The 17,141-nt window shown below is 65.3% G+C and carries 16 protein-coding genes; 6 read left to right on the top strand and 10 right to left on the bottom strand.

What is annotated here, in order from left to right:
- Positions 1-9 precede the first annotated feature (9 nt).
- The 4 genes from A5785_RS13820 to A5785_RS13800 all read left to right on the top strand — a co-directional run bounded on the left by A5785_RS13820 (position 10) and on the right by A5785_RS13800 (position 4,790).
- Entirely contained in the window at positions 10-723 is a 714-nt protein-coding gene (locus A5785_RS13820) for a GNAT family N-acetyltransferase (RefSeq protein WP_049699137.1), read from the top strand.
- 22 nt (positions 724-745) lie between these two features.
- A complete protein-coding gene (locus tag A5785_RS13815; protein ID WP_197494620.1) occupies positions 746-1,702 on the top strand; it encodes an adenosine deaminase in 957 nt (318 codons plus the stop codon).
- Between the two features lie 497 nt (positions 1,703-2,199).
- Positions 2,200-3,585 carry an LLM class flavin-dependent oxidoreductase gene (locus tag A5785_RS13805; RefSeq protein WP_064866982.1) on the top strand — a complete coding sequence of 462 codons (1,386 nt, stop codon included), beginning with the start codon at positions 2,200-2,202 and terminating at the stop codon, positions 3,583-3,585.
- The gene (locus A5785_RS13800; protein ID WP_064866980.1) at positions 3,582-4,790 is read left to right on the top strand and encodes an acyl-CoA dehydrogenase family protein; all 1,209 of its coding nucleotides are present in this window, start codon (positions 3,582-3,584) and stop codon (positions 4,788-4,790) included. The genes A5785_RS13805 and A5785_RS13800 overlap by 4 nt, the downstream gene beginning before the upstream one ends.
- A 6-nt stretch (positions 4,791-4,796) precedes the next feature.
- On the opposite strand, the gene A5785_RS13795 is transcribed toward A5785_RS13800, so the two are convergent.
- Positions 4,797-5,441: a TetR/AcrR family transcriptional regulator gene (locus A5785_RS13795; protein ID WP_064866978.1), complete on the bottom strand. Its 645-nt coding sequence runs from the start codon at positions 5,439-5,441 to the stop codon at positions 4,797-4,799.
- Between the two features lie 163 nt (positions 5,442-5,604).
- On the opposite strand from A5785_RS13795, the gene A5785_RS13790 reads away from it, so the two are divergent.
- Positions 5,605-6,141 (top strand): hypothetical protein, encoded by a 537-nt coding sequence (locus tag A5785_RS13790; RefSeq protein WP_197494621.1) that lies wholly within the window; start codon positions 5,605-5,607, stop codon positions 6,139-6,141.
- 14 nt (positions 6,142-6,155) lie between these two features.
- Here A5785_RS13790 and A5785_RS13785 read toward each other — a convergent pair whose 3' ends face one another.
- Both A5785_RS13785 and A5785_RS23905 read right to left on the bottom strand, forming a co-directional pair.
- Positions 6,156-7,481, bottom strand: a complete 1,326-nt coding sequence (locus tag A5785_RS13785) for an ATP-binding protein (protein ID WP_231894333.1) — start codon at positions 7,479-7,481, stop codon at positions 6,156-6,158.
- A gap of 108 nt (positions 7,482-7,589) precedes the next feature.
- Positions 7,590-7,712, bottom strand: a complete 123-nt coding sequence (locus tag A5785_RS23905) for a hypothetical protein (RefSeq protein ID WP_267625700.1) — start codon at positions 7,710-7,712, stop codon at positions 7,590-7,592.
- Between the two features lie 225 nt (positions 7,713-7,937).
- On the opposite strand from A5785_RS23905, the gene A5785_RS13775 reads away from it, so the two are divergent.
- Positions 7,938-8,846, top strand: a complete 909-nt coding sequence (locus tag A5785_RS13775) for a glycoside hydrolase family 16 protein (RefSeq protein WP_231894334.1) — start codon at positions 7,938-7,940, stop codon at positions 8,844-8,846.
- Between the two features lie 142 nt (positions 8,847-8,988).
- Here A5785_RS13775 and A5785_RS13770 read toward each other — a convergent pair whose 3' ends face one another.
- The 7 genes from A5785_RS13770 to A5785_RS13740 all read right to left on the bottom strand — a co-directional run bounded on the left by A5785_RS13770 (position 8,989) and on the right by A5785_RS13740 (position 16,986).
- Complete coding sequence (locus A5785_RS13770; protein ID WP_387316391.1) at positions 8,989-9,723, bottom strand: helix-turn-helix domain-containing protein; 735 nt, start codon at positions 9,721-9,723, stop codon at positions 8,989-8,991.
- 3 nt (positions 9,724-9,726) lie between these two features.
- Positions 9,727-10,917: an NAD(P)/FAD-dependent oxidoreductase gene (locus A5785_RS13765; protein ID WP_064866974.1), complete on the bottom strand. Its 1,191-nt coding sequence runs from the start codon at positions 10,915-10,917 to the stop codon at positions 9,727-9,729.
- On the bottom strand, positions 10,914-12,248 hold the full coding sequence (locus tag A5785_RS13760) for an FMN-binding glutamate synthase family protein (RefSeq protein ID WP_064866972.1): 1,335 nt from the start codon (positions 12,246-12,248) through the stop codon (positions 10,914-10,916). Before A5785_RS13760 ends, A5785_RS13765 begins: the two co-directional genes overlap by 4 nt.
- Positions 12,249-12,301: 53 nt before the next feature.
- Entirely contained in the window at positions 12,302-13,033 is a 732-nt protein-coding gene (locus A5785_RS13755) for a protein glxC (RefSeq protein WP_064866970.1), read from the bottom strand.
- A complete protein-coding gene (locus tag A5785_RS13750; protein ID WP_064866968.1) occupies positions 13,021-13,917 on the bottom strand; it encodes a glutamine amidotransferase in 897 nt (298 codons plus the stop codon). The genes A5785_RS13755 and A5785_RS13750 overlap by 13 nt, the downstream gene beginning before the upstream one ends.
- Before the next feature lie 93 nt (positions 13,918-14,010).
- Entirely contained in the window at positions 14,011-15,357 is a 1,347-nt protein-coding gene (gene glnT, locus A5785_RS13745) for a type III glutamate--ammonia ligase (protein WP_064866966.1), read from the bottom strand.
- Between the two features lie 249 nt (positions 15,358-15,606).
- Positions 15,607-16,986: an ammonium transporter gene (locus A5785_RS13740; RefSeq protein WP_064866964.1), complete on the bottom strand. Its 1,380-nt coding sequence runs from the start codon at positions 16,984-16,986 to the stop codon at positions 15,607-15,609.
- Positions 16,987-17,141 lie beyond the last annotated feature (155 nt).

Here is a 17,141-nt window from a genome sequence, read left to right as displayed (position 1 = left end):
GTCGAGTGAATGGCGAGTGTTCTTCCCCCCGACGGCCCGGTTCGCGATGAGACAGTCCTCGACAACCCCGCCCGTTCCGCCCTCCTCGGGCCGCATTCGCGATTCGCACAGACACACGGCAACGCGCTGCGCTATCCCGCCGACGTCGCACCTTGGTGCGCCCTGCCGGATGATCCGACGATCTCCGACTGGGAGGATGCGGCGGAGCTGGTCGGTCCTGACGGTTCCATCACGCTCGCCACCGTGACTGTCGAGCCGCCGGAGGGCTGGACGAGCTCGATGCGGATAACCGGCGTTCAGCTGATCGGCGACGCCGTCGAGGGGTATACCGACCCGCGGGTGGTCGAACTCGACGACTCCGACGTCGACGACATGCTCGATCTCGTGGAAAGAACTCGTCCGGGACCGTTTCGACGCCACACCATCGATCTCGGTACCTACCTGGGTATCCGACGCGACGGCAAGCTGATCGCGATGGCAGGCGAACGCATGCATCCGCCTGGGTGGAGTGAGGTCAGCGCGGTCTGCACCGACCCGGCGTTCCGTGGAGAGGGATTGGCCAGGGCGGTGGTCCTCGCGGTCGTGGACGTGATTCGCGAGCGCGGTGACCTGCCGTTCCTCCATGCGTCGGCCGATAATGTCTCGGCGATCCGGCTCTACGAGAACGTGGGTTTCACCCGTCGACGAAAGGCGATCTTCCAGGCTGTGCGCGCCCCACAGTGACGCGCCCGGCAGGATGGATGTCATGGACGACGCCGAGCTGCTGACACTGCCCAAAGCCGAACTACACATCCACATCGAGGGCACCCTCGAACCGGAGATGGTGTTCGAGCTGGCAGCCCGCAACAACGTCGCACTCCCCTACGCGTCCGTCGACCATCTGCGCGCCGCGCACGCCTTCGCCGACCTTTCCCACTTCCTCGACCTCTACTACGCCTGCATGGCCGTGCTGCGTACCGAGGACGACTTCGCCGATCTCGCCGCCGTCTACCTGCGCAAGGCGGCGTCGCAGGGCGTCACACATGCGGAGATCTTCTTCGATCCGCAGGCGCACACGTCGCGCGGCGTCGACCTCGGTGTCGTCGTCCGCGGGCTGCGTCGTGGACTGGATACGGCGTCGGCGGAGACACGTGTGCATGCCGATCTCATCGCGTGCTTCCTACGCGACCGGCCGGTGTCGGAGGCTCTCGACACGCTTGACGCGTTGGAGCCGTTCTTCGGCAGCCTCATCGGGGTCGGGCTCGATTCTGCCGAAGTCGGCTTTCCCCCAGGACAATTCGCGCCTGTCTTCGACCGCGCGCGAGAGGCGGGCCTGCACGTCGTGGCGCACGCAGGAGAGGAGGGTCCGGCTCAGTACATCTGGGAGGCCCTCGACGTGTTGGGCATCGAGCGCGTCGATCACGGCGTCCGCGCCCTCGAAGACCCCGCACTGCTCAGGCGTCTGGCCACCGATCGAATCCCGCTCACCACGTGTCCGCTCTCGAATGTGCGGCTGCGCGGCGTCGAAAAGCTCTCCGATCATCCACTGCTCGATCTACTCGACGCCGGACTGGTCGTCACCATCAACTCCGACGATCCGGCCTATTTCGGCGGGTACGTCGGTGACGCATTCGTCGAGGCGCGGCGCGAGCTCGACCTGAGCGACGAACAGCTCCGCGCCATTGCGCAGTACTCGTTCGACGCGTCGTTCACCACTTCGTAGAGACTTTTGGTCGGCACATGTATTTGGGATGATCCGCGGTTCCAGACTAAACGGCCACCATGCTGCGGCCTCCCGCCCTCGTACACGCGTAGTTGCGGGACACCCCTCTGATTGGACCCGGAACAATCGAACCCGGAGCCACCAGCGCGATGATCGCCGCGCTCGCGACGGCGACGAGAACCGCTATCAACGCGACACGGCGGGTGCGTCGGCTTGTTCGCTGCTGTCGAATCGGTTTCTCGGACATGCGTCCTCCAGACAGTTCTGCCAGACGGACCTCGTGCACCCGCCGACACCTAGTCTCGCGGGTCGGCCGCCGAGTCGTATCCGCAATCCGATACGCGAGTTATCGGCGCAGCACTACCTAGGAGACCCCCGGCTACTCGCCGAGGCCACCCGGAGGAGCGAAGATCTCCTGCAGCCACCCCTGGTCGCCCCTTGTCATCACCCTGATTCCAAGTAGTCATCACGTCGGGCGCGGTCGTAACGTCACGCGCATGGCCCAACCCCAACCACTGAAATTCGCCGCGTTCGCGATGAACACGACGTCGCACATCCTGCACGGAGCCTGGCGCGCACCGGAGGCGCAGCAGACGAACTTCAATGACCTCGATCATTGGATCTCGCTCGCGAAGACGTTGGAGCAGGCCAAGTTCGACTTCATCTTCTTCGCCGATGTCGTCGGCCTCTACGACGACTACCAGGGCGACTGGAAGAAGTTCGTCGACTCGGGACTGCAGATTCCGAGCAACGATCCACTGGTCCTCGCTTCGGCATTGGCCTCGCACACCGAGAATCTCGGTATCGCCGTGACGAGTTCGATCCTGCAGGAGCATCCGTTCGACTTCGCGCGCAAGATCTCGACACTCGATCACGCCTCGCGGGGGCGGGTCGCGTGGAACATCGTCACCAGCCTGTCGAGCAACGCGTGGCGCAACTTCGGCTACGACGGCATCACGCGCCACGACGACCGCTACGCCTGGGCGCAGGAGTACGTCGACGTCGTCTACAAGCTGTGGGAGGGCTCGTGGGACGACGACGCGCTCATCCAGGACAAGGAGTCCGGTGTGCACGCCGACTTCGACAAGGTGCACAAGATCCATCACGTCGGCGAGCGATACCGAGTCGAGGGGCCGCATCTCGTCGCGCCGTCTCCGCAGCGCACACCTGTTCTCTTTCAAGCGGGTTCGTCACCCGCGGGCCGACGTTTCGCCGCCAGCAACGCCGAGGCGCAGTTCATCGTCTCGCCGAATCCCGCTGCGGCGAAGGGACTTATCGACGACACTCGACGGCTGGTCGCTGGAGCCGGGCGTGATCCGCAGGATCTCACGTTCTTCCAAGGGCTTTCGTTCGTGATCGGCTCCACCGAAGAGGAAGCCGCGCGGAAGGCACGCGAGCTCGACGACCTCATCGACCCCAGCACGATCATCGCGCACTCCGCCGGCGGACTCGGCATCGACCTCGGCCACTACGATCTGGATACGCCCATCGGGGACATCGAGACCCAGGGCACCCAGAGCACCCTGCTATGGCTGCGCGAGGCGGTACCCGATCGGGAGCCGACGGTCCGCGACCTCGCTGAGTTGCGCAGCCGCTCAGGACGAGTCGTGGGAACTCCCGAACAGATCGCCGACCGCCTCGAGTTGTGGCGAGACGCAGGCGTCGGCGGCGTGAACGTCATCAATGCGACCATCCCGGGGAGCTACGTCGAATTCGCGGAGCATGTCCTGCCGGTTCTGTGCGATCGTGGTCTGGCACAACGTGATTACGCAGCGGGCACCGTGCGCGCGAAGTTGACCGGTCGCGACCGACTACCGGATACGCACCCCGCGGCGGGCTATCGCGGCGCGTTCACCACAAACCGTGAAGAGGTGTCAGCATGACTGCGGCAACGAGGGTCGTCGCCCATCGTGCTTCGGTGCTCGCCGAGATCACAGTCGGATCGGCCGAACGTGAACGGGCGGGTCAGGATCCGCGCGCACAGATCGAGCTGCTGCGCGACGCAGGACAGACCGCCCTCACCCTCGACTCCGAACACGGAGGTGGCGGAGCGGATGTCGTCGAACTCGTCGAGTTCATCGTCGATCTCGCGCGGGCCGACCCGATCGCCGCGCACATCCTGCGCGCGCACTACTGGTTCGTCGAACAGGTTAAGCGTCTTCCCGACGGCCCTGTCCGCGATCACTGGAGTGCGCTGATCGCCGACGGCGCCATCTTCGGCAACGCGACAAGCGAGCGAGCCGGTTCGGCTGGGGCGCGCAGATTCGCCACGACCATTCGCCCCACCGATACCGGCTGGCTCCTCGCCAGCGAGAAGTTCTATTCCACCGGAACAGCTTTCGCCGACTTCATCGCCGTGCAAGCGACGGTCGACGACGCACGGGGCGGAGAACGACTCGCACGACTCATCGTCCCCGTCGACCGCGCGGGTGTCTCGGTGATCGACGACTGGGACGGAATCGGCCAGCATCGCACCGGGACCGGTTCGACGCAGTTCACCGATGTGGTGGTCACCGCCGACGACATCCTCGGGATCGTCGACCTCGCGGCAGCGGATGCTCCGCGGATCGCCCCCGATGCTCCCCTGCTGCAGCTCTTCCTGCAGGCGCTCATCACCGGAATCCTGTTGTCGGTGAACGACGATGCGATCGAGCTTGTGCGTGGTCGCACACGCACCTTCGACCACGCACCGGCCGACGAACCACGTCACGATCCCGTGCTACTCAAGACAATCGGCGAGATCGACGCCACTGCACACGTCGCACGCGCCGCTGTTCTCGCCGCAGCGCGCGACGTCGAAGCGGCATTCGAGTGCGCGCGGCAGGGCGTGATCGATCCCTCGCTGTTCGAGCGGGCCTCCGTCGCCGCCGCGCGCGTGAAGGTGCACGTCGACTCCGTCGCATTGCCCGCTGCCACAGCACTATTCGATGTTGGCGGAGCGTCGTCGGCCAGTCGCGCACGCAATCTGGATCGACACTGGCGCAACATCAGGACGATCACACTGCACAACCCGACGTCGTACAAGGCGATCGCACTGGGCGATCTTGCGGTCAACGGCACCGCGCTTCCGGCGAACGGCTATTTCTGAACCGACCTACGTCGAACTGCTTTCAGTCTGCGCGTCGTCAACAGCCGGAGAGTCTGGCCCATACATCGTCAACCAGTAGGCGCGGGCGAGTGATGCGGCGAACTCGGCGTCGAATTTCTCCGGGGCGTTCGTGAGGTCGAGGAGGCTGCCCCGCGTGGTGACGGTGATGAATCGTGCGGTCTGGTCCGGGTCGAGGTCGGCAGCGGCGAGACCGTCGACTTGATCCTGGCGCAGACGTTCGGCCATCTTCGCCGTGTACAGCTCGAGGAAGCCGCCGAACTCGGTCCTCAGCCTGGCGTCGAGGTCGACCGTTTCGAGGAAGGCGCGCCAGACGGGACCGTGCTCGCGCCCGAGTTGGAACATGCGGGTGATGGTGTCGGCGAGGTCGTCAGGGCCCTTCGGCTCAGTGCGCATCCACCACTGGTCCGACACCTCCCAGAACGCGGTGAAGAAGGGTTCGGCGGCGTTCTCGATCAGATCGCCCTTGTCGTCGAACCATTGGTAGAAGGTCGACCGCGACACGTTGGCCGTCGTCAGAATGCGTTCAACCGGGACGTCCGCGTAGCGCACGCCCGACTCCAGAATGGTGCCCACCGACTCGAGGATCCGTGCCCGCGATGAGGTTCGACGCTTGACCGGGGCCCGTGACATGCAGGTCAGAGTACTCGCCGATGCCCACGCGCAGCGTCCTTCACGAAGGGTGCAGACGAACGACGGACAGCGGCGTTCATCACGTTGACGAACTCTTAGCGCCGTTGATGAAGTCTTAGCGCCCCGGATGCTGTCGTCGGCCAGGCGTCGGGCGTAGACCGAAGTGGTGACACTGTTCGACATACTGCCCTCTCTGAAAGGGGTCACCGTGGCCAGATCGTTCGATTCGACGAAGTGGCGCTTGCCCATTCGATGCTCGGGGTGCGACATCCTCGTCAACGACATGTCGCTGCGGGAGGAGTCGTTGCGGCGCAAGGTCGCGTTCTTCCTCGATGAGTCGGGCGAGCCCGTCAGTCAGGCGCTGTGCCCCGAGGCAGTGTGGTTTCCCGCGCTCGTCACTCGAATCAGCAGTGCGCAACTCACCGCAGAACGCGCCGTGCTCCACGTCGACGCCGCACTACCGCTCACCACCGCCATCGACGACGTCGCCTTTCCGGGCAACGAACTCGCCGGGGCACACCTCGTCGACATCACGGTGGTCGACACGTCTGGGCATCGTCGCACACTCAACGCGGAGCTACCCGCGCACGTGTCGGTGACGGGGACCATCGTGCTGGCGCTGCGCGGCGTGTCGACGCAGCTCCCGACGGTCGAGAGCGCACCCCGCCGGAGCCCGCTGACCGTCGACGGTCAGCGGTAGCCGACAGCGGCTCGCTACAGGTAGGTGCCCGTCGGCAGTGCGGCCTCGTGCGCGCGTGAACCGATGACCGACAACAGCGTCGCGGTCGTGAGTGCGGCTCCGTCGACGAGGATCGCGCGACGTACCAGCTCGCTCACGTCAGCGCCGCTGCGGTCGCGAGGCAGTGCTGCGACGACCCGTGCGACATCGACGTCGCGAGCGCCGATTCTCGCGAGCACACCGGACAGAATCGCTTCTGCCGCAGCATCATCGGGCGGATTGAGCTCGATCACCGAGTCGAAACGGGCTGCACGCGTGGCGGCGCCGTCGAGCGCGCGCGGATCGTTCGTCGTCGCGATCGTCAGGACGCGGTCATGGGCCGTCGCGCCGTCGAGTGCCGACAGCAGCGCACCGAGTGCGGAGTCGTCGCCGTCGCCCCGGCGTCGGACGTAGAGGTCGACGTCGTCGAGGATCACGACGAGCGGTCCGAGGACATCGGCCATGGCGTAGACGGACCCGAGCTTTGCCATGACCGCGGCGGATTCGACGAGGACAACGGTGAAATCGCCGAGCAATTCTGCGGCGATCGTCCGAGCGATCGCCGTTTTACCGACGCCGGGAGGTCCGGCGAGCAGCAGACCACGACTCGTCGACATCCCCGCCGCGGTCAGGATTTCGTGCCGAGAAGTGACAGCGGAGATACTCAGATCCACCTCGCGCCAGACGCTGTCGGGGATGGCCACGTCGGCGCGGGTTGTCGACGGCGCAGGGGCAGCCGACAGCGAGATCTCGTTGTAGTCCACCGATACCGATAACACTCTGCCGCGCAGCGGGTTACGTGCATCGATACGACGACGCAGCTCGACCACGGCACGAGACACCATGCCTCGGAGTTCATTCGGCGCATACAGCGAGATAGTGGCTCTCGAATTGGCGTCGCTGAGCAACGACGAGATCACCAACGGTCCACTGCCGAAGGGACTATCGGGGGTGAAGGCGAGCGAGATGTCGGCGGGTACCGAGAACTCGTCGTCGCCGACGCTGCGTTCTGCCCACCGCGGAGGTGCGTCGTCTTCGTCCGGACCGATTGCGGGCGAATGCCTTTCGATCAGGTCGCCGAGAACGAGACCTGCGGCGATTCTACTGGCCGGGTTGATGGACATGACCTGCACGAAGAGTTCGTTCCGGTCAGCGCGGAGATGTGTTGTCAGGAAGGTGTCGATGGACACAGGTTCTGCGGGGAGCGCATCGTTGAGCAACTGTGCGACCACGGTGACGGCGCGTCGTACATGGGGGTGCTCCGTCGCGAGCGCGTCGAGCGTGGATGTTGTTGCGGGCGTGGTGTCCTCCTTCTGTGGCAAGCGTGTCAGCTTGGCACTGGTCGACGACGCTGTGCAACTGGTTTTCACGCGGCGAGACCCCGCCTCGGCCAGGCGGGGTCTCGTGACAAGTGGGTGGGAGAATACCGATCAGTAGTTGACCCACACCCAGTTCCAGCGCCGGGTGCGCGAATCGAAGCGACGCACGCGGCGACGACGCTGTGCCGGAGCGGGGTTCTGGCGCTGCTGCTGGTTGTTGTTCGGGATGGGCATGACTACCTCTTTCACTTCGGCGGAACGCTCGTCGGTGAGCGCTCTCTCTGACATCACCGACAATGCCAACCGAGACTTGCGAGGCACTCGACGTCGACTGGGAGATCGCTGAGCGACTGGGAGGCTGGGAGACAGCTGGGGCGCTGAATGCCGTTGATAGGCGCGGCATCACAGATTGCTACCCGGATTAGCTGTTCGGCTGGCAGACGAGGCGATCATTCGATAGTGTCCGAATTGTCATCACCGGGGGATCGCACCGACGAGGAGAACGTCCCGATGAATCGACGCCCACCCCGGCCGACCCTCCCCCACGCGATACGACGCCGCGCCACGTCAAGGCTGCGCCGCCTGACCGGTCCGATCGCACTCACACTCGTCGCATCGATGACGGCCCTTGGGCTCTCACATGTCGCACCGGCTCGTGCGGCCACGTTGGTGTGGTCAGACGAGTTCAACGGTGCAGCAGGTAGCTCACCGTCGACGTCGAACTGGAACTTCGAAACCGGTGGCGGTGGCTGGGGCAACAACGAGTGGCAGACCTATACCAACTCGCGGCAGAACTCCTACCTCGACGGCAACGGTCGTTTGGTGATCGCGGCACGCTCCAACGGGACGTCGATCACGTCGGCGCGCCTCAACACGCTGGGCAAGGTCGCATTCACCTACGGGACGGCGTCGGCCAGGATCAAACTTCCCGCAGGCAAGGGTCTACTGCCGGCGTTCTGGCTGATGGGCACCGACATCTACTCGGTGGGGTGGCCCCAGAGCGGTGAGATCGATGTCATCGAAACTCCCTCTGTGACAACGGCATACACGAATCACCTGCACGGTCCGACGACGTCGGGCGGAACATGGCAACTCGGCAACTCCGGTGCGATCGCCGACCTGTCGACCGCCTTCCACACGTACTCCGTCACGAAGTCGAAGGATGCGATCACCGTCGCGCTCGACGGGCGGACGGTCGGCAGCTACCGGGCGTCGCAGTTGAGCGCCGACAAGAAGTGGGTGTTCAACAAGCCGACGTACCTCCTGCTGACGCTCGCGGTCGGCGGGAACTGGCCCGGCGACCCCGACCTCACGACGCCGAACCCCTCGTACATGACGCTCGACTGGATCCGCGTGTACTCGAGCTGAGGTGGTCTCGACAAGCTCGACCAGCGGGCGCAGCTCGACCGGCGGGCTTGGCTCGGCCGGCGGCGGGGTGGTCTCGACAAGCTCGACCAGCGATGGTGGGCTCGACCAGCGATGGTGGGCTCGGCCGGCGGGCGGATCGGTGTCAGATGGCCGAGTCGGGGAACGCGATGACCGAGAGGAACCGGATCGGGAGTTCGACCAGTTCGACCGGCCCGTGCGCGCCCTCGCCGTCGAGCTGCAGTGAATCGCCGGGGCTGAGCCGGTAGACCGAGCGTGAGTGTGCGTAGTCCATCGTTCCGTCGAGCATGAAGATGAACTCGGTGCCCGGGTGCTGGAACAGCGGCTGCGTGACCGACTTCTCGGTGAGCGTCACCAGCAGGCATTCGAGGCGCTTGTGCTCGCCGCGGAGCGAGCCGAGCATCTCGTACTCGTGGCCCTCGCGCGATCCCTCGCGCACGATCTGCGAGCCCTCCCCCGCCTTCACGAACACGGCGGACCGTTCGAGGTCGGCGCCGCGGAAGAGTGAGGTCACCGAGACGTCGAATGCGGTGGCCAGTGCGGCGAGAGTGCTCAGGCTGCACGAGGTCTGCGCGTTCTCGATCTTGGAGAGCATGGCCTTGGAGATGCCGACCTTGGCGGCCATGTCGCCGACCGACAGCCCCTCCTGCCTGCGGAGACGTCGTACATTGTGCGCTATCGCCGATTCGAGTTCGAGTTCTTCGACGGGCTGATCGACGGGACGTTCGCGCGCGGTCCCCGATTGGTTACGGATCAGAGCGTCGTCGGTCACCTCGCCAGCATATCGGTAGACGGACTTCACTCCGGGTAGACGGCGAGGTCCGGCGGACGTCGGTGTTCCGCCGTGGAGAGCACACATCCGCTACCGCATCTCGCCGGCGCCGACATACGGGAATCTGGTCTTGAGCAGGTCGCCGCCGTCGAAGCGGGATAGTCGGAAGTCGGACTCCGGGATGCGCGGATCGCTACTGCGACCGTCGACGACGAGGTCGGCGACGAGACGCCCGACGGCCGGCGAGATCTTGAATCCGTGGCCGCTGAATCCGGCGGCGATGACGAGCCCATCGAGCGGGCCGGTGGAGATCACCGGATTCCAGTCGGGTGTGACGTCGTAGCAGCCCGCGTAGCTACTGGTGATGCTCGCGTCAGTGAACGCCGGGAATCGGGTGCCGACCTTGTCGACGGTGAGGTCGAGGAATGCCTCGTCGGCGCGATTGAGGTATCCGTCTGGGTTGGCGACCTCCAGCTCGGCGAGATCTGAGTTGCCGAACAAGATCTCACCGCGGACGTCCGGGCGGACGTACTGCAGCGACACCAGATCCGAAAACACCGGCACCGCACCGAGGTCCATGCCCGGATGGATCATCACGATCTGCTCGCGGTGCACCGTGATCGGGACGTCGATGCCGTACCTATCGAGGAAGGGCTTGGTCCAGACGCCTGTCGCGACGATGACGGTGTCGGCGGAGATGGTCGAGTGGTCGGCGAGTTCGACTCCGGTGACGCGCTCGCCGTCGGTCAGGAGTCCGGAAACGGTGGTGCCCTGCTTGATTCGGACACCGGCAGCTCTCGCCGACGCCGCGAACGCCTGGGCGGTCTGATACGCATCGCCATAGCCACCGCGTTCTTCCCAGCCGAACGCGGCGAACGGTTCGAGATCGGCTGCGGGCCAGAGCTTTGCCACCTCGGAGATGTCCATCTCCTCGGTCTGCACTCCGACTTCGCGTTGGGCTGCAAGGCTTTTCCGAAGATTGTCGACGTTGGGCTCCCCGACCCCCACGACGTAGCCGGTCTGGCGGAAGCCGATGTCGGTGCCGAAGATCTCCTCGGCCTTCTCGAATACCTCGAGGCCGATGGCAGCCATGGCGGCGAGCGAACTGACACCGTAGTGGCAGCGGACGATACCCGACGACTTGCCGGTCATCCCTCCTCCGACGGTATCGCGCTCGCAGACAACGACATCGGTGATGCCGCGCTGCGCCAGAGCCCATGCCGTCGCAACGCCCTCGAGGCCACCGCCGATGATGACGATGGATGCGGTTTCGGTACTCACAGACCCGCTCCCGTCCCGGGAATCCAGTTGGTTCCCGCGAGCGGAACGCGCGCCATGGCTGCGGCTTCGATCGAAATCGCCACCAGGTCTTCGGGTTCCAGGTGATGCAGGTGTGCCTTGCCGCAGGCGCGGGCGATGGTCTGCGCCTCCATCGTGGTCACGCGAAGGAAGTTGGCGAGTCGGCATCCACCGGCGATCGGGTCGAAACGTGCGGAGAGCTCCGGATCCTGGGTGGTGATACCGGCCGGATCCTTGCCGTCCTGGAAGTCGTCGTAGAAGCCCGCGGCCGATCCCAGTGCCGCGTACTCATCCTGGTATCGAGGATCGTTGTCGCCCAGGGCAATCAGCGCGGCGGTGCCGATCGCCAAGGCGTCGGCCCCCAATGCCATGGCCTTCGCGACGTCGGCGCCGTTGCGGATTCCGCCGGAGACGATGAGTTGGACCTCCCGGTGCACTCCGAGCTCCTGAAGTGCCTGCACCGCTTGGGGAATCGCGGCGAGTGTCGGAATTCCGACGTGCTCGATGAAGACTTCCTGGGTCGCGGCCGTTCCGCCCTGCATGCCGTCGACCACGACGACGTCGGCGCCGGAATGCACCGCGAGCTTGACGTCGTAGTAGGTGCGGGTGGCGCCGACCTTGACGTAGATCGGCTTCTCCCAGTCGGTGATCTCGCGCAGTTCGTTGATCTTGATCGCGAGGTCGTCGGGGCCGGTCCAGTCCGGGTGTCGCGAAGCGCTTCGCTGGTCGATACCGACCGGCAGGGTGCGCATGCCAGCCACACGCTCAGTGATCTTCTGTCCCAACAGCATTCCGCCGCCGCCCGGCTTGGCACCCTGTCCGAGGACGACCTCGATCGCGTCTGCCTTGCGCAGGTCGTCGGGGTTCATCCCGTAGCGCGACGGAAGGTATTGGTAGACGAGGTGTTTGGACTGCCCGCGCTCCTCGGGGGTCATGCCGCCGTCGCCCGTGGTGGTCGACGTCCCGACATCCGACGCTCCACGGCCGAGCGCCTCCTTGGCACCTGCCGACAGCGCGCCGAAGCTCATGCCCGCGATGGTGACCGGGGTGTCGAGGTGCAGCGGGTACTTCGCATTGCGGGTGCCGAGCGTGACGTCGGTGCCGCAGCGTTCGCGGTAGCCCTCCAAGGGGTAGCGCGACATGGAGGCGCCGAGGAACAGGAGGTCGTCGAAGTGCGGCAGCTTGCGCTTAGCTCCCCAACCGCGGATGTCGTAAACGCCTGTCTCCGCGGCGCGTTGGATCTCGGCGATGGTTGAGCGATCGAAGGTCGCCGACTCGCGCAGACCGCGCTGCGCGTTGCTGAGGTTGGACATGGGATTCTCCGTTGCGGGTAGTGGTCTCGACAGGCTCGACCAGCGGGCCGGCGTCAGTAGGCGGACGAGTTGTCTACGTGGAAGTGGTAGAGCTCGCGGGCTGAGCCGTAGCGGGTGTACGCGGACAGGTCGTCGTCCTTGAAGCCGGCGGCCTTGAGGAGTCCGGCGAGTTCTTCGAGGTGCTCGCTACGCATCGGCTTGGCCACGCAGTCGGCGCCGAGGGATGCGACGGAACCCCGGACGTACAAGCGGGTTTCGTAGATCGAGTCGCCGAGGCCGTGTCCGGCGTCGCCGCGGATGACCAGACGTCCGGCCTGCGCCATGAATGCACTGCTGTGGCCGACGCTGCCGCCGACCACGATGTCGACGCCCTTCATCGAGATGCCGCAGCGGGCCGCGGCGTCGCCCTCGACAACGAGCAGTCCGCCGTGGGCGGTCGCGCCGGCCGACTGGGACGCGTTGCCCTTGACGACGACGGTTCCGCTCATCATGTTCTCGGCGACACCGGTCCCGGCGTTGCCGTTGATGATGATCTCGGCCTGCTGATTCATGCCCGCCGCGTAGTAGCCGACGTGTCCGTTGACCGTGATCTTGACCGGGGCGTTCACGCCTGCAGCGACGCTATGCGCGCCGTGCGGGTTGTCGATCATCACCTCGCCCGAGATGTCGCCGTGCAGAGCCGAATTGATCTCGCGCAGTGGTGTGGTGTCGAGGTCGAAGTACAGATCGGTCATCGGATTCTCCGTGGACGAGGATGTGGTTGGGGTTGCTGTCAGCGTGTCCATGCGTAGACCACCCCGGGCTCGGGCTCCCAGATGCGGGCCTCGTCGACTCCGGGAAGGTGTGCTAGAGCGCGATATTCGCTCGCCATCGCGACCCAGTCGGGTGTCTCGGCGATGACCGCGGGCTTGCAGGCGATGGCGTCACGGACAACCGCGAAGGAGTCGCGGTTGGAGACGAGGAGTGTGTAGAAGCCGTCGAAGGTGGCACACACCTCTTTCAGCGCCGTTTCGACGTCCTTGCCCTGCGCGAGCTGATGGGCGACGAAGCGCGCACCGACCTCGGTGTCGTTCTCACTGTCGAATTCGACGCCCTGCGCGCGCAATTCGCGGCGGATCGTCGCATGGTTGGAGAACGAACCATTGTGCACCAGGCACTGTTCTGGGCCGACAGCGAAGGGGTGCGCACCCGACGGAGTCACCGCCGATTCCGTCGCCATGCGAGTATGTCCGACGCCCTGCCAGCCCGACGCCGATGCGAGGTTCCACTTCTGCGCCAGGTCACGCGGTGCACCAACACCTTTGAGCACGGTCAGGTCGGAGCCGAAGCCCGCGACGAGCGCCGTCGGAAAGGCGGAGCGGGCAGCGTCGAGGAGGGTTGCGGAGTCGAGGTCCGCCGATACGACCAGCGTGTCGTCGACCTTCTGCGCGGCAACGGGTATGCCGAGCGTCGAGGTGAGAAGTGCTGCAGCGTCGGCAGGTTCGGCGTCGGCGTCGAGGAGGCAAACGCAGCCGTGTCCGGCGGGCGCCCAGTCTGGGTTGCCGTACACGGCGATGCCCGCCGAGTCTGCGCCGCGGTCTTGCATCTCGCCGAGCATTCCGGAGAGGAGTTCCCCGAGGCGGGGGTAGAGATCGGGGTTGCGCAGGTGCAACCCGACGATTCCGCACATGATGTGGACCTTTCGTTGGTTGGGGTGATCTCGACAAGCTCGATCAGCGGTAGGGAGCTCGATCAGCGGTGGCCGGCTCGATCAGCGGGTGGTCTAGAAGGCCGTCAGGTACTGGTCGACCTCCCAGGGCGAGACGGCGGAGTGCCAGGCGAAGAACTCTTCGCGCTTGAGGTGCGAGAAGTACTGCGAGACGGTCTGTGCGTCGGCGGGCCACTCGTCGGGGATCGCGGCGTCGAGCGTGGCTGTGACGACCGCGTCGGCTTCGAGCGCTTCGACGGCGTGCAGCAGTGTGAGCGGCAGTGACGAGATGTGGCTGGGGCAAGTGCCGAGCGCGCCGGGGTCGAGGCTGCGCTTGATGCCGTCGAGTCCCGCGCCGAGTGCCGCCGCGACGGCCAGGTACGGGTTGGCCGAGCCGTCGCCGCCACGTAGTTCGACGCGCTGCTCGTCGGGGATGCGGACGTAGTGGGTTCGGTCGTTGCCGCCGTAAGTGGGGAGTCGGGGTGCCCACGATGCGCCCGATCGGGTCGCGGTGGCGCCGGTTCGCTTGTAGGAGTTGACTGTTGGTGCCATCACGGCCTGCAGGGCGGGAGCATGCTCGAGGATGCCGCCAACGAATCCGTATGCCTGCGCCGAGAGGCCGAGGCCGCGCTCGTCGTCGTCGGCTGCGTTCGGGAAGACCGGGTTTCCGGCCGAGGTAAGCGAAAGGTGAAGGTGCAGACCGGAACCGGTGCGTTCGGCGAACGGCTTGGGCATGAAGGTGGCCACCATGCCGCGCTCGGCAGCGAAGGTGGAGAGCAGGTAGCGCAGGGTGATCACGCGGTCGGCGGTGGTCAGCGCGTCGGAGTAGGCGAAGTTCTGCTCGAATTGGCCGTTGCCGTCTTCGTGGTCGTTGGCGTAGTTGCTCCAGCCGAGCTGGTTCATGGCCGTCGAGACGGTGGTGAGGTGGTCGTACATGCGGGTGAGGCCGCGGACGTCGTAGCAGGGTCGGTCGGAGTCGTCGGCCGCGTCTGCGGTGATCAGCGAGCCGCTAGCGTCGCGCTTGAGCAGGAAGTACTCGACCTCTGCGCCGACCCAGGGCTCGAAGCCGGCGTCGGCGGTCTGAGCGATCAGGGACTTGAGGATGTTGCGGGGAGCGAACGGCCACGGCTTGCCCAGCACGTAGGGATCACAGTGGACGATGGCCAGCCCCTCCTTGATGAAAGGCACCGGGAGGAACGACGAGACGTCGGGGATGGCCATCAGGTCGGGGTCTTTGGGCTCCTGGCCGATCGCGCCCACGGCGTAGCCGGCGAAACCGACTCCATCGGTGGCCAATTCGTCGACTGCCTCGACCGGAACGAGCTTGGCGCATGGCTTGCCACGCAGGTCGACGAACATGGCGAGGATGAACTTGGTGTTGTTGGCCTCGCAGAGCTCGGCGAGGGTCTGGGTGTCAGTCATGGTTGCTCCGGGAGTTCGGGGGGGAGTGAATCCAGTATGTCTACTCGTATGAACCTTTGTCTAGTCCTAGTAGACGCTTCGGGTATTGCGGTTGCGTTAAGCCCGCGTGAGGTCGTGGTATCGGGATGAGGCGGGTGCACGCTCGGCGGGATGGGGCGCACAGTTGGCAGGCCCGGCTCCGGGACGCAGAACGCCCGTGAGTGTGCGGGTCGTTCCGCACTCACGGGCGTTCTCACGGTCGAGGATTGCTCAAGATGACGTTGCTGTGGTGGCGCCAGCCGGTTGTGTGTTTGTGGCAGTGGGTAGTTCGCGCTCGATGTTCTCTGCGGCCCGCTCGGGGTGAAGACCGGAGAATCCACCCGGAGCGTGCCCGACGCCGGCCGCGGGGATCTCGTAGGCGGTCTCGGCGTGGATGGTGGAATCGAGGCCGAGGGTCTCGGTCTCGGCGTCGACGCGCAGGCCGATTGTCTTGTCGATGGCCTTCGCGATGAGCCAGGTCATCACGAACGAGAACGTGCAGGTGATCACAATACCGGCTAGTTCGCGCCAGAGGAGACCGAAGTCGCCACCGAAGAGGATGCCCGTCAGACCTGCGGGTGCGGCGGACGCCGCGAAGAGCACGATGCAGAACGTTCCGACGATGCCGCCGATGCCGTGCACGATGAAGGCGTCGAGGCTGTCGTCGACCTTGAACCGAGACTTGATGCTCATCAGGAATGCGACGACGCCGGCCGCGAGCAGTCCCACGCAGAGTGCACCAATCGAATTGACCGCATTGGCCGACGGAGTGATACCGACGAGGCCGGCGATCGCGCCGGTAATGACACCCAACGATGTCACGTGGCCTTCACGAATCTTCTCGATGATGGCGAAGCCGATCATGCCGGCGCTACCGGCCAGCAGCGTGTTGAGGATGACGAACTGGGTCAAGAAGGTCGCCCCCAGGGCACAGCTGCCGTTGAAACCGAACCAGCCGAACCACAGGATGCCGCCACCGAGAAGGACCATCGGCACGTTGTGTGGGCGCTCCATGCGCTTGCGGCGTGCACCGAGCACGAGTGCCAGCGCAAGCGCTGCGACACCTGAATTCATGTGCACCGCAGTACCGCCCGCGAAATCGTGTATGCCGATCTTGTTCAGCAGGAAGCCGCCCTTGGCGTCGTCGGTGTCTGCGCTGAATACCCAGTGGGCGACCGGGAAGTAGACCAGCGTCAACCAGATGGGCACAAAGACCAGCCAAGCCGAGAACTTCATGCGGCCGGCCGCACCGCTGGCCACGATCGCCACGGTGATCGCGGCGAACAGGATGAACCATGCTGCGTAGTAAAGGACTTGGGTTCCGCCCGAGCCGTCGTCGGTCTGGTGGTTGAGGAGTCCGATGTAGTCGGATGGGTTACCGATCAGCCCCCAACCCTTGACCGACGGCCCCGAGACGAGGCCGTACCCGTACACGACGTAGAGCACGCTGGTGATGCCGAGGGTGATGAGCACCATCGTCATCATGTTCAGCACATTGCGCGACCCGAGCATTCCTCCGTAATAGAAGGCGAGCCCGGGAAACATGAGCAGAACGAACACGAATGCGGCAAGCATCCACGACAGATCCGCGTGGGCAGCAAGTTGTTCCATGGCAGGTCCTCGGGTTTGGTGATCTCGACAAGCTCGATCAGCGGGGTTGGGTCGATCAGCGGGGTTGGGGTCGATCAGCGGTGGTCGGCGGGTCGATCAGGGGGTGATCTCGACAAGCTCGATCAGCGGGGTGGGGTCTGTCTCTTATACACATC

The sequence above is a fragment of the Gordonia sp. 852002-50395_SCH5434458 genome (genome assembly GCF_001665905.1).
GTDB lineage: Bacteria > Actinomycetota > Actinomycetes > Mycobacteriales > Mycobacteriaceae > Gordonia > Gordonia jacobaea.
The sequence above is the reverse complement of the archived record's forward strand: the minus strand, read 5'-3'. Positions and strand labels throughout refer to the sequence as shown.

Coding starts and splice junctions, on each gene's coding strand:
- A5785_RS13820 (WP_049699137.1), top strand. CDS start 10: ATGGCGAGTGTTCTTCCCCCCGACGGCCCGGTTCGCGATGAGACAGTC.
- A5785_RS13815 (WP_197494620.1), top strand. CDS start 746: ATGGACGACGCCGAGCTGCTGACACTGCCCAAAGCCGAACTACACATC.
- A5785_RS13805 (WP_064866982.1), top strand. CDS start 2,200: ATGGCCCAACCCCAACCACTGAAATTCGCCGCGTTCGCGATGAACACG.
- A5785_RS13800 (WP_064866980.1), top strand. CDS start 3,582: ATGACTGCGGCAACGAGGGTCGTCGCCCATCGTGCTTCGGTGCTCGCC.
- A5785_RS13795 (WP_064866978.1), bottom strand. CDS start 5,441: ATGTCACGGGCCCCGGTCAAGCGTCGAACCTCATCGCGGGCACGGATC.
- A5785_RS23905 (WP_267625700.1), bottom strand. CDS start 7,712: ATGCCCATCCCGAACAACAACCAGCAGCAGCGCCAGAACCCCGCTCCG.
- A5785_RS13770 (WP_387316391.1), bottom strand. CDS start 9,723: ATGTGTGCTCTCCACGGCGGAACACCGACGTCCGCCGGACCTCGCCGT.
- A5785_RS13760 (WP_064866972.1), bottom strand. CDS start 12,248: ATGTCCAACCTCAGCAACGCGCAGCGCGGTCTGCGCGAGTCGGCGACC.
- A5785_RS13755 (WP_064866970.1), bottom strand. CDS start 13,033: ATGGACACGCTGACAGCAACCCCAACCACATCCTCGTCCACGGAGAAT.
- A5785_RS13750 (WP_064866968.1), bottom strand. CDS start 13,917: ATGTGCGGAATCGTCGGGTTGCACCTGCGCAACCCCGATCTCTACCCC.
- glnT (WP_064866966.1), bottom strand. CDS start 15,357: ATGACTGACACCCAGACCCTCGCCGAGCTCTGCGAGGCCAACAACACC.
- A5785_RS13740 (WP_064866964.1), bottom strand. CDS start 16,986: ATGGAACAACTTGCTGCCCACGCGGATCTGTCGTGGATGCTTGCCGCA.